General features: G+C 32.2%; 14 protein-coding genes. 10 read left to right on the forward strand and 4 right to left on the reverse strand.

Going from position 1 to position 11,215, the window contains the following annotated elements; all coding sequences use genetic code 11:
* The first annotated feature begins 229 nt into the window (after positions 1-229).
* The 4 genes from BED47_RS04545 (at position 230) to BED47_RS04560 (ending at position 3,009) form a co-directional block, all read left to right on the forward strand.
* Positions 230-1,162 (forward strand): manganese-dependent inorganic pyrophosphatase, encoded by a 933-nt coding sequence (locus BED47_RS04545; RefSeq protein ID WP_069032608.1) that lies wholly within the window; start codon positions 230-232, stop codon positions 1,160-1,162.
* Between the two features lie 76 nt (positions 1,163-1,238).
* The gene (locus BED47_RS04550; RefSeq protein ID WP_069032609.1) at positions 1,239-1,754 is read left to right on the forward strand and encodes a YfiT family bacillithiol transferase; all 516 of its coding nucleotides are present in this window, start codon (positions 1,239-1,241) and stop codon (positions 1,752-1,754) included.
* Positions 1,755-1,773: 19 nt separating this feature from the next.
* Positions 1,774-2,091 carry a low molecular weight protein tyrosine phosphatase family protein gene (locus BED47_RS04555; RefSeq protein WP_084006766.1) on the forward strand — a complete coding sequence of 106 codons (318 nt, stop codon included), beginning with the start codon at positions 1,774-1,776 and terminating at the stop codon, positions 2,089-2,091.
* A gap of 222 nt (positions 2,092-2,313) precedes the next feature.
* Positions 2,314-3,009, forward strand: coding sequence for a helix-turn-helix domain-containing protein (locus BED47_RS04560; protein ID WP_069032611.1), 696 nt, complete (start codon positions 2,314-2,316; stop codon positions 3,007-3,009).
* 54 nt (positions 3,010-3,063) lie between these two features.
* Here the strand turns inward: BED47_RS04560 and BED47_RS04565 are convergent, their stop codons facing one another.
* Positions 3,064-3,678 (reverse strand): LysE/ArgO family amino acid transporter, encoded by a 615-nt coding sequence (locus BED47_RS04565; protein WP_025569135.1) that lies wholly within the window; start codon positions 3,676-3,678, stop codon positions 3,064-3,066.
* Positions 3,679-3,790: 112 nt separating this feature from the next.
* Between BED47_RS04565 and BED47_RS04570 the strand changes: the two genes are divergently transcribed.
* Positions 3,791-3,985: a hypothetical protein gene (locus tag BED47_RS04570; protein ID WP_025569137.1), complete on the forward strand. Its 195-nt coding sequence runs from the start codon at positions 3,791-3,793 to the stop codon at positions 3,983-3,985.
* Between the two features lie 170 nt (positions 3,986-4,155).
* Here BED47_RS04570 and BED47_RS04575 read toward each other — a convergent pair whose 3' ends face one another.
* The 3 genes from BED47_RS04575 to BED47_RS04585 all read right to left on the reverse strand — a co-directional run bounded on the left by BED47_RS04575 (position 4,156) and on the right by BED47_RS04585 (position 6,436).
* Positions 4,156-4,680 (reverse strand): GNAT family N-acetyltransferase, encoded by a 525-nt coding sequence (locus BED47_RS04575; protein WP_069032612.1) that lies wholly within the window; start codon positions 4,678-4,680, stop codon positions 4,156-4,158.
* 240 nt (positions 4,681-4,920) lie between these two features.
* The gene (locus BED47_RS04580; protein ID WP_069032613.1) at positions 4,921-5,430 is read right to left on the reverse strand and encodes a GNAT family N-acetyltransferase; all 510 of its coding nucleotides are present in this window, start codon (positions 5,428-5,430) and stop codon (positions 4,921-4,923) included.
* 22 nt (positions 5,431-5,452) lie between these two features.
* The gene (locus BED47_RS04585) at positions 5,453-6,436 is read right to left on the reverse strand and encodes a glutathione S-transferase family protein (RefSeq protein ID WP_069032614.1); all 984 of its coding nucleotides are present in this window, start codon (positions 6,434-6,436) and stop codon (positions 5,453-5,455) included.
* 288 nt (positions 6,437-6,724) lie between these two features.
* Here BED47_RS04585 and BED47_RS04590 point away from each other — a divergent pair, with 288 nt between their 5' ends.
* From BED47_RS04590 to BED47_RS04610, 5 genes are all read left to right on the forward strand, one after another.
* On the forward strand, positions 6,725-7,774 hold the full coding sequence (locus BED47_RS04590; protein ID WP_069032615.1) for an LLM class flavin-dependent oxidoreductase: 1,050 nt from the start codon (positions 6,725-6,727) through the stop codon (positions 7,772-7,774).
* Between the two features lie 117 nt (positions 7,775-7,891).
* On the forward strand, positions 7,892-8,284 hold the full coding sequence (locus BED47_RS04595) for a cupredoxin domain-containing protein (RefSeq protein ID WP_439097766.1): 393 nt from the start codon (positions 7,892-7,894) through the stop codon (positions 8,282-8,284).
* Between the two features lie 132 nt (positions 8,285-8,416).
* On the forward strand, positions 8,417-8,716 hold the full coding sequence (locus tag BED47_RS04600) for a hypothetical protein (protein ID WP_069032617.1): 300 nt from the start codon (positions 8,417-8,419) through the stop codon (positions 8,714-8,716).
* A gap of 221 nt (positions 8,717-8,937) precedes the next feature.
* Entirely contained in the window at positions 8,938-10,104 is a 1,167-nt protein-coding gene (locus BED47_RS04605) for an MFS transporter (protein ID WP_069032618.1), read from the forward strand.
* Positions 10,105-10,181: 77 nt separating this feature from the next.
* The gene (locus BED47_RS04610) at positions 10,182-11,030 is read left to right on the forward strand and encodes a MerR family transcriptional regulator (protein ID WP_069032619.1); all 849 of its coding nucleotides are present in this window, start codon (positions 10,182-10,184) and stop codon (positions 11,028-11,030) included.
* Positions 11,031-11,215: the final 185 nt, after the last annotated feature.

Here is an 11,215-nt window from a genome sequence, read left to right on the forward strand (position 1 = left end):
TGTTAGCAAAAGGATGAATAGGCTTAGTGACATGGAAATTAAGCGCTTTCAATTAGTCTCATTGGCATGTTTTTTTGACTTTGTCAGCAAACTGTAAAGAATAGCCATTTTGGCTATTTTTTTTTATTTTGATATGGTATTATTATTGAAGCGTTTTATATTAAAGCCAATTCCTGGCATTAAAATACATAAAAAAATGAAAAACAAGATATAGTTAGGAGAATTTTTGATGGAAAAAGTACTAGTTTTTGGTCACAAGAACCCAGACACAGATACAATTTGCTCTGCAATTGCATATGCAGAATTAAAAAAGGCTTTAGGTGAAAATGCTGAAGCAATTCGTTTAGGTGAAGTAAGTGCAGAAACACAATTTGCACTTGATACATTTAAATCTGAAGCACCACGCTTAGTAGTAAAAGTTGCAGCTGAAACAAATAATGTTATTTTAGTTGATCATAATGAACGTCAACAAAGTGCTGATGATATCGAACAAGTTCGTGTACTTGAAGTTATTGATCATCACCGTATTGCTAATTTTGAAACTAGCGATCCATTATACTACCGTTGTGAGCCAGTTGGATGTACTGCTACAATTTTAAACAAATTGTATAAAGAAAATAATATCGAAATTAAGAAAGAAGTTGCTGGTTTAATGCTTTCAGCAATTATTTCTGATACTTTATTATTCAAATCTCCAACTTGTACTGATCAAGATGTTGCTGCTGCAAAAGAACTTGCAGAAATCGCAGGAGTAAATGCAGAAGAATATGGTCTAGAAATGTTAAAAGCAGGTGCAAACTTAGCTGATAAATCTATTGAGTCTTTAGTTTCACTTGATGCTAAAGAATTCCAAATGGGTAACTATAAAGTAGAAATTGCACAAGTAAACGCAGTTGATACTAATGACGTACTTTCTCGTCAAACTGAATTAGAAAATGTACTTGAAGGCATCGTAGCTAATAAAGGATTAGACTTATTCTTATTTGTTGTAACAGATATTTTAACAAACGACTCGATCGCAGTTGCAAAAGGAACTGCTACTAATGCGGTAGAAAAAGCATACAATGTAACGTTAGAAAACAACACTGCTTTATTAAAAGGTGTTGTATCTCGTAAAAAACAAATCGTTCCAGTATTAACTGAAACATTTAATACACTTTAATTCGTAATTTAACAACAAAGTCTTTGAAAGGCTTTGTTGTTTTTTTATAAAAAGTTAAAAAAATGGGGGATTTGAAATGGAAAATTTAAAATATCCGATTGGCAGATTTACTTTACCATCAAGCTACACTCATCAACAACGTAAAGAATTTATTAAAGTACTAAAAGATGCACCGATTAAATATAAAGAGGCAATCACATCCCTTACTGAAGAACAATTAAACACACCTTATCGTGAAGGTGGTTGGACACCAAAACAAGTTATTCATCATGTTGCTGATAGCCATATGAATAGCTTTATGAGAGTTAAACTAGCTTTAACTGAAGAAAATCCTACAATCAAAGCCTATGATGAAAATGCATGGATTTCATTAAGTGATTCGAATTTTGATTTTCATAGTTCTTTAAAAATAATCGAAGGTATTCACGAACGTTACGTAGTTTTACTTGAATCACTAACAGAGGAAGAGTTTAATCGCACTTGTTATCACCCTGAACTTAAAATTAATATTAGTATAGATTTCATCTTAGCTTTATACGCTTGGCATAGCGAACATCATTTGGCTCATATTTATTTAGTAATAAACAATTAATAGTAAGGTGTGAAGAACAATTAAATTATTATTTATTTGTAGCAAAAATCAATGGAGAAGTCCTACAGCAGAAAAGATTTTTCACTTAAATAATGGCAACAAAGCAAGATCCGCGGGTACTGAAACTGGTGCTAGAATTAAAGTGACCGAGGGACATATTGGTTGGGCTGATATTATTTTTGTAATGGAGAAAAAACATTTAAGAAGAATACGCGATAAATTCGGTGATTTACTCAATGATAAAAAGATTGTCAATCTAGATATAGCTGATGATTATCAGTTTATGGACGAAGAATTAATTGAAATTCTCCGTAATAGAGTATCGGAAATAATTTAGGGTAAATCGGAAAGAAGCGAAAAAAATTTAAAAATTTATAAGATTTTAAGACCCACTCAGCAAAACGAGTGGGTTTAGTTCTTTTTACCTTATGAACGGTTAGATTCTAAGTACTTCCTCATTTTTTTAAAAATTTCCAAAATAACCCAATTCACAACAGTGTCAAAGTCCATGTTGTACACATAAAAATAAAAGTAGAGCAAAATAGAAAAAGGTGTGAGCATGTACTACAAATTATTAAAGCAATATATTAAAAATTCAAATTTAAGTTTGACTGAAATAGCCAATGAATTAAATAAGTTGGGTTTTTCAAAAGACAAGAGCTATTTAAGCAAATTACAAAATGCGAAATTGACTCCACCTGAAGAGAAATTAACTAGAGCGATTGCTAAAGTGACTGGTGGAAATGCTGAAGATTTAATTTGGTGTGCTTATATTATTAATGCACCTGAAAGATTAAAAACTCCTTTAAGAAATTTATCAGAGGAAGTATTTAATCTTTCACAGATAGAAATGAATAGTAATCTAAAATTTGATGTGATCTATAAAGAGCAAAAGATTGAGGATCGTTCAAAAATATTTGCTGAATTTATAAGACAGTCACGATTACAAAAAAATCTTTCAATCAAATGCCTTGGAAAAAAAGCAAATGTATCGCATTCATATATTTCACAAATTGAAAATGGCAAAAGAGGTATTCCGTCAACAGAAATTATTCGAAAGTTGGCAGAACCACTCGGTGTTCCTGTTATTCAGATGTTTCAATTAGCAGGATATGTACCAATTGATGAAAACGATTGGATAGAAGGTGTGAACCTCATACGTAAAGCTAATTCAATGTTAAACAATGAAGAAAAAGAGAAATTATTGAGGTTAATTGAAGCTTTTCTAACATTGTCTTCTTTACGCTTTTTCTAATTAAATAGAATAAATAAAAGCAGGATTCAGGATTACTCCTTAACCTGCATTTTTTTATCCTTTTAATATGCCTTTAATTAGGTAAATAGCAATACACCAAATGATGATAGCTGATATTTTATTAAGAACCAACATAAATTTACCAGATTGATCAAGTTTTCCTGCCGTTCTTCCTGTTATAGCGAGCGACAAAAACCAGATCCACGAAACTGCAATACACGTTACTGAGAAAGCAACTTTTTCAAGGCCATCATATTGAAGTGAATTTGTTCCAATTACGCCTATAGTATCCAAAATTGCATGAGGATTTAGAAGTGAAACTGATGCAGCAAACAATATTTGTTTTTTTACTGAAAACTGATCCGAATTTGTAGTTACATTTGAAGATTCAGCTTTCCATGTTTGCCAGCCCATATAAGTTAAAAACAAAACGCCAAAACATAAAAGAGCGGTCTTTAAATAAGATGATGTTAATATTAGCACTGAAACTCCTGTAACAGATAAAGTAATTAATAAAGTATCGCAAATCGATGCAGTTATTACAGCAGGAAGTGCATTAATAAATCTTTTTTGAGTTGCACCTTGTTGAAAAATAAAAACGTTTTGAACCCCTAAAGGAAGAATTAATCCAAATGATAATAACGAAGCGTGTAAAATAGTTTGAATCATAGAACCACCTAACTGATCATTTTATATACATTTCAAATCTTTTTACGAATCTTGACTAAATTTGTAAATTTTAGGAAAGGATAGTAAGAAACTGTAAAAGGAAGTGAAGAGTATGTCACAACAATTTGACAATCTACCTGATTATGAATTATTAGCAAATAATCCAGCATTATCTTTACATGAACTGTCATATCATTATGATATGAGTTTTAATGATATCGCTGAAATTAGAGGAATCTCTGTAGAAGATTTAGTAAATTACTATCAGACAAATACTTCTCACGATTCATTATTTTATTTTGAGTAAAATAGACATAAAGCTGACCCAATATCTATTGGAATCGGCTTTTTTTATGTAATCGCACCTGCTTATTATATTGAAAAAATTATGAGAATACTAGAATTTTAAACAGACTTAACATGGCGAATTAGGAATTAGCCTTAAAAAAAGAAAGTTAGGCCGTTTATGACCTAACTTCAATTTTTCTTCCTTGTCTTTAGTCGCCAATTATTACATACCATAAATTTACCAATTGGATATTCAAAATTACATTTTTTAATAAACTTGAAATTTAATTTTTCACATATTTTATTAGATGGAATGTTATTAGTAGAAGGAAAAGCGTGAATGTATTTATGTTTAGATTCTTTTTGGGCTTTCTTAATAGCTTTTTTTACTGCGATTGTTGCGATACCTTTTCGTTGAAATTGAGGTAAAATGCTCCAACCAATTTCATAAACAAGTTTACCTTCCCATATGCGATCCCAGTAGCCAACAGTTCCTATTTTTGTTCTATAAGGAAGCAAAATGATTACAAACATTTGTCCTGTACCTACTCGGCTCATTTCAAGATAATGCTTATGTCGACTCATAATTTGATTTAAACTTTCTAGACCACCAAGATATTTCATCATATTATTCGTATTCGATGACAAAAGTAAATTTAGATCTGCTTCGTTCCAAGGCTCAATTAGAATGTTTGATTCATCTGTTTTTGACAATTAATACACTCCAAATTTATATTAAAAAGAATCATAATAAGATAGTATTCCGAAGTGAAGATGATATCTCTAATTAAATAACACAAATTAAATAGGTGAAATTCTTAACACGATATTCGTTTTATAACAAATATCCATTAAATAAATAGAGAAGTTTAAAAGGGCTGTTTGAAGTTAGAAAACTTTGGACAGCCCTTTTATTGAAGAAGATTAAATTTAATAAAGTATAGTATATATGATTTAAATCTTCATCTGATAAGCTCTGACGATAATCCCATCATTTGCTGGTTCAAAGTCAAACTTTGGTAAACGTTTAAATCCGATACTTTCATATAAACTTATGGCATTTTTCATAAATTCACCGGTATGTAATCCAATTGCATCGAATCCTTTTTCCTTCGTACGATTAATACATTCTGAAATTAGCGCAGAAGCAATTCCTTGACCGCGGTTGCTTGAGTCTACAGCAAGCATTCGAATCTCTGGATAATCAAGTTCGTCGATATAATCTCCATAGGCATTTATTTTAGCTGGAAATAAAGCGACACTACCGACAATTTTTCCTAAAACCGTGGCAACAATTATTTCCACGCCTTCTTGTTCATCAACATTTGATAAGAGGGACTTCTTTAAAGCATTCCAATGTTTATCTGGTAATAAGTTGACGTATTCATCATAAGCGTTAATTCTTTGTTCTCGAATAGACTGAAACATCTCTTTTTCAGCATTACAAATTTTTATTTTTACCATTTAGATTGCATCTCCTTTTGCCTTAATGAATGAGGAACTTTTCTTTTTGTCCACTTAAATCTTCTCGATTGTGCTTCGAATTCCAAATCATAAGTTCAGGACCTTTTGGTAAGACTTTTGGTTCTTCTTTATCTGGCGAGATGGTTATTGATAAATGATAATGTCGTTTAATTGCATCAAAATCAGTTGTATCCCCAAACCCAGGTGTTTGATATAAATCTCGAACATAGCCCCATAAGTTTTTATACTCGCGAATTAAATTTCGATTCGTATTAAAGGCTGTAAAGTAAGCAGAATCGAACCGTACTAATGTTGTATATAACCTAACATCAGTATCAGTAATTTTATCACCAAATAAAAAACGTTGTTTAGATAAGCGTTTCTCTAGCTCATCTAGTCTATTAAATAGCGTTTCATAAGCATCCTCATAGGCTTTCTGAGATTGTGCAAAACCACATTTGTATACACCATTGTTTACATCAGTGAATATGATTTCGTTTAGCGCATCAATTTCTTGTCGGATGGAAACTGGGTATAGATCTGGTGCATTTTTTTTATGGTACGGCTTCCAAGCTGTTTCGAAATAATTTGTTAGCTTAAAATAGTCATTATTGACAACCTTACCAGAGCTAATCTCGATCATTGCAGGTACTGTCGGACGTCCTGAATAGTTTTGATCTGATTTATGATAGATTTCACTCATATAGCGAACACTTAATATTGGATCAACTCCGCCTGAATCCAAAGAAAATTCCCAATCCACGTGAGGTAATCTAGGACGCATTGGACTGACAGTTCCTAAACTGAACGCGTTTTCTAAGCCTAAAACTTTTCGTACAATAACAGAACGATGGGCCCATGGACAAGCAGCTGACCAAATGAGTCGATATCGACCTGCTTCAACAGGGAGTTCTTGTGGTTTAGTTCCAAATGGTGTAGAAAAACGATTTAATTGACGTCTAAAGAAACCATCAACTGTTACTTCAGTTGGTTTAGTTTTATTCATACTTAAACATCCTTTCTCACTACTTTGGATAATTACTTTTGATTAGAATTTATGTAGGTGAACATAGAAGTAATTCTAATACTCTATTATACTCTTAAAATTCAGAAAATGTATTTTTTCTAGTTATACTTATGATGACAATTCTATCATTTACTTGCATTATACTACTTTGTTAGAATTTATCTCGAATTTGAGGTATATTTAAGTTGTTTAATCATTCTAGGAACAGAACTTTATAAAAATGATCATATTTGCTATATAATTACAGAATTTAGGAGGAATAGTTTAATGGAAATAGGAATTAGTACTTTTGTAGAAACAACACCTGATACAAAGACAGGTGTTTTAATAAGCCATGCAGAACGTTTACGTGAAGTGGTTGAGGAGATTATTCTGGCAGATCAAGTTGGATTAGATGTATTTGGAGTAGGGGAACATCATCGTAATGATTTTGCAGCATCATCTCCAGCTGTCGTACTAGCTGCTGCAGCATCACAAACAAATCGTATCCGGCTAACAAGTGCAGTAACTGTACTTTCATCAGCAGATCCAGTAAGAGTATTTCAAGATTTTGCTACGCTTGATGGTATTTCCAATGGTCGAGCGGAAATCATGGCGGGACGTGGTTCATTCATCGAATCATTTCCTTTATTCGGCTATAATTTAAACGACTATGATGAGCTTTTTGAAGAAAAACTGGATTTACTGTTAACCTTGCAAAAATCTGAATTTGTAACATGGAGTGGAAAACATCGTCCAGCCATTAATAATATAGGTATCTATCCACGTCCAGTTCAGGAACCACTGCCAATTTGGATTGGAAGTGGAGGAAACAGTGAGTCAGTCGTTCGAGCTGGTTTATTAGGACTTCCACTTGTACTTGCAATAATAGGTGGACGACCAATTCAGTTCGCACCACTTGTTGAGCTTTATAAAAAAGCAGCTGTTCATGCCGGTCATGATGTAAACAAATTACAAATTGCATCCCATTCACACGGGTTCATCGCAGAGGATAGAATGACTGCAGTTGATAAATTTTTCCCATCAACACAGCAAGTAATGAATAAGCTTGGAAAGGAACGTGGTTGGGGAACTTATGATCGATCTGCATTCGATGCGGCACGAAGCCTTGAAGGTGCACTTTATGTTGGTGATTCTGAAACTGTAGCAAAAAAAATCATCAACCTTCGAAAAAATGTCGGAATCACAAGATTTATGCTTCATGTACCAGTTGGTTCGATGCCACATGCAGACGTAATGAAAGCAATCGAACTATTAGGTAAGGAAGTTGCACCAACCGTTCGAGAAGAAATTAAAAAGTGGGAAGCAAATCAATAACTTAAAATAAATGAAAAGCTGTTTTCTATAAGAGGACAGTTTTTTTTAATGATCAAATAAATAAAATGTGATAATTTTCCATCAAATGGAAAAGAATATTGCATAGGAAAGGAGGGAATGCGAGTGTTAATGAAAAATTGGTTATCAGGACTAATTGTTTTTTTAGCAACGATTGTGTTAATGGCAACACCAGGTAATTTCAAAGCTTTTGCTGAATCTAAGGTTTCAGATGCAAATGATCGTGCGCAAACAATCGTAGTAGAGTTGAATGATGATTATTTTAATCCGAAAAACATCACAATTCCAAATGGTACAAAGACAACTTTATTATTGAAAAATAAAGGAAGTAAACCTCATACTTTTACAGTGAAAATGCTCAATATTGATGTAGAAGTTCAACCAAGAACTGAAAAAACCATTTCAGTGTTACCAAAACAAGCAAATACATACGATCTTACATGTAAGTACCATTTTAATGTAGGTATGGTAGGAAAAGTAATCGTAAAATAAAGTCAGGGCCATTGGGCCTTGTCTTTATTTATGTATTGATAAAGAATTGCCATATGAATTTCTAACTTATAAAGGTATTTCATTACTTTTTAGCAAAACCTCCTCATACAATTAGAATGAGGAGGGATATGGATGCAGAACATCGATTTTCATATACTTCAATGGTTTTTTGGTAGTACACCAATTCTTGGTTTAGCTTTAATGATGTTTATTGCTTCATCACTTGGGAAACGGCTGACTATACCAATAATTACAGTTATTGTAACATCATGCTTGTGGTTTATTTGGAAATCGCTTCCAAATGATATTTGGCATCATATGGGAGCAAACAATAATGTTGGACTTTACCAGCATATAACATTTGCGCTAATCCTTGGTTTTGTCACATCGAGCATTCTCGGAATGTTTCAAAAAACTCTTCACGCTAAATAAGATTCTCATTAAATATATGAAAATTTTAAAGGTTATCCATGATTTTAAATAGATGAATAGAATGAACCAACAACTATGAGCTTCTCTAAAAGAGGCTCCTTTTTTTATTTTAAAGAAATGAAAGCGGATTTATAAAAAAATAATAAAAAAACCAATTGACTCTCCCCTCAGAGGAGGCTTTACATTATGTTTTGTAGAGTTTTAAAAGGAGTTGAGTTTAGATGAAAAAACAAAACATCATGTTATCTTTAGTATTAATGAATTTATTCATTATTTTTTTAGGTATTGGGCTAGTTATTCCAGTCACACCTTCAATTATCAATGAGTTAAATATATCGGGTACAATTGTAGGCTATATGGTAGCTGCATTTGCGATTACACAATTATTTTTTTCACCAATTGCAGGTCGCTGGGTAGACCAGTTCGGACGTAAAAAAATGATTATAACTGGATTAATGATCTTTAGTATCTCAGAGTTTTTATTCGGAATGGGTAAAACAATTGAGGTTCTTTTTATTTCACGTATGCTAGGTGGAATAAGTGCGGCATTCATAATGCCAGCAGTAACAGCATTTATAGCAGATGTTACTACAGTCGATACTAGAGCAAAAGCACTTGGCTATATGTCGGCTGCAATTTCAACAGGTTTTATTGTTGGACCAGGTGTCGGAGGTTTCATAGCAGAATATGGCCCACGCATACCATTTTTCTCCGCTGCAGGATTGGCAATTTTCGCAGGCGTTTTATCGATTACAATCCTTCCTGAGCCAGAACGAAATCAAGAAAGTATTGAGGATAAAGGACAAAAACCAGGATTAAAACGTATTTTTGCTCCGATGTATTTTATCTCGTTTATGGTTATATTGATCTCACAATTTGGTTTGTCAGCTTTTGAATCACTATTTTCATTGTTCACAAATCATAAATTTGGTTTTACACCAAAAGACATCGCAATCATGATTACTGGCGGTGGTATTGTTGGTGCGATTGCTCAAATAGCATTATTTGATCGTTTAACAAAATGGATGGGAGAAATTCGATTAATTCGATATAGTTTAATCCTTTCAACAATACTGGTGTTTATGATGACAATTGTGAATTCATATTTTATGATTTTACTAGTGACGTTTACAGTATTTTTAGGCTTTGATTTAATGCGTCCAGCTGTTACAACCTATTTATCTAAAATTGCAGGAAATGAACAAGGCTTTGTAGGTGGAATGAATTCAATGTTTACTAGTTTTGGGAATGTAATAGGACCAATAATAGGTGGAATCCTATTTGATATTGACTTAAACTATCCATTTTATTTTGCAACAGTCTTATTAGCGAGTGGTGTTGGTTTAACAATTGCTTGGAAAATGCCAGTATATCGAACAGCATCATAATTCAAAAAAGCATATTCTATATTTTCGAATAAAGAATATGCTTTTTTTGCTAAAATAAGATAGTGGAGGTGATTGAAGTGAAGGAAAAACTTTATACAATAGGTGAGGTATCCAAATTAGTTAATATTTCGATTAAAGCACTCCGATATTATGATAAAATCAACTTATTTAAACCAGCGTATGTCGATCCAGATACGAATTATCGATATTACAAAGATTCACAAATTCATCTTCTCGATTTAATCAAATCACTCAAATATATTGGTACACCATTAGAAGAGATGAAAGAAGTACAGGGGCTAAAAAGGGATGAATTTTTCTCCTTTTTAACAGAACAAGAAGAAATTGTCAGAAAAAAAATAGATTCATTAATTGAGATTGAAAAAATCATTGCAAATGCAAAAAAGGGATTGCAAAAACAGAATGATTATCCTCATTTTGGTGAAGTGTTTTTTTCGTACGAAGAAGAAATGCAAATCATACAAACGAAGGCAAATGGAATTGACCCGAAAAATATTTTAAATGCCTCATACAGTAAATTGAAGAAATTTGCTGCATCCACAGAAGGTTTTAGGAACTATGGTTACGGAGCCATTGTGCCATATAAGTCTTATACACATGTTAGTGAAGTAACCTATCAATATTTATTTACACCCGTTTTAACAAAAAAACAAACTACACTACTATTACCGGGTACAGAGGTTTCAACCATCCCCAAAGGAAAATACATTTGCATTACTTATAAAAGCGTATCATCTGATGATTATTTTACAAACTTACAAAGACTTATTAATTATATAGATACACATCAAATAACGGTTAAAAGTGATATATATGAGTCATTAATACATAATAATTATTCACCGAATCAAAAAGAAGAATTTTTGATTGAAATGAGAGTATTAGTCGATAATGAAAGCGAATAGGTAAAAAATATGATACTTTAATGCTCATAGAGATTTTTTAAAGACTCCTTTAGGGGTCTTTTTTTACTTTTATGATCCAAGCATAAATATATTTAATATACAAATTGAATTATTGAATAAAAAGGTAAACATTTATAAAAACATTAAACATTTGTATTCGGTGAATCAATTTATTTAATGTAATC

The organism is Gottfriedia luciferensis (genome assembly GCF_001712755.1).
Taxonomy (GTDB): domain Bacteria; phylum Bacillota; class Bacilli; order Bacillales; family Bacillaceae_G; genus Gottfriedia; species Gottfriedia luciferensis_B.

Coding starts and splice junctions, on each gene's coding strand:
- BED47_RS04565 (WP_025569135.1), bottom strand. CDS start 3,678: ATGATTCAAACTATTTTACACGCTTCGTTATTATCATTTGGATTAATT.
- BED47_RS04595 (WP_439097766.1), top strand. CDS start 7,892: ATGCGAGTGTTAATGAAAAATTGGTTATCAGGACTAATTGTTTTTTTA.
- BED47_RS04580 (WP_069032613.1), bottom strand. CDS start 5,430: ATGGTAAAAATAAAAATTTGTAATGCTGAAAAAGAGATGTTTCAGTCT.
- BED47_RS04550 (WP_069032609.1), top strand. CDS start 1,239: ATGGAAAATTTAAAATATCCGATTGGCAGATTTACTTTACCATCAAGC.
- BED47_RS04590 (WP_069032615.1), top strand. CDS start 6,725: ATGGAAATAGGAATTAGTACTTTTGTAGAAACAACACCTGATACAAAG.
- BED47_RS04605 (WP_069032618.1), top strand. CDS start 8,938: ATGAAAAAACAAAACATCATGTTATCTTTAGTATTAATGAATTTATTC.
- BED47_RS04545 (WP_069032608.1), top strand. CDS start 230: ATGGAAAAAGTACTAGTTTTTGGTCACAAGAACCCAGACACAGATACA.
- BED47_RS04585 (WP_069032614.1), bottom strand. CDS start 6,436: ATGAATAAAACTAAACCAACTGAAGTAACAGTTGATGGTTTCTTTAGA.
- BED47_RS04560 (WP_069032611.1), top strand. CDS start 2,314: ATGTACTACAAATTATTAAAGCAATATATTAAAAATTCAAATTTAAGT.
- BED47_RS04570 (WP_025569137.1), top strand. CDS start 3,791: ATGTCACAACAATTTGACAATCTACCTGATTATGAATTATTAGCAAAT.
- BED47_RS04600 (WP_069032617.1), top strand. CDS start 8,417: ATGCAGAACATCGATTTTCATATACTTCAATGGTTTTTTGGTAGTACA.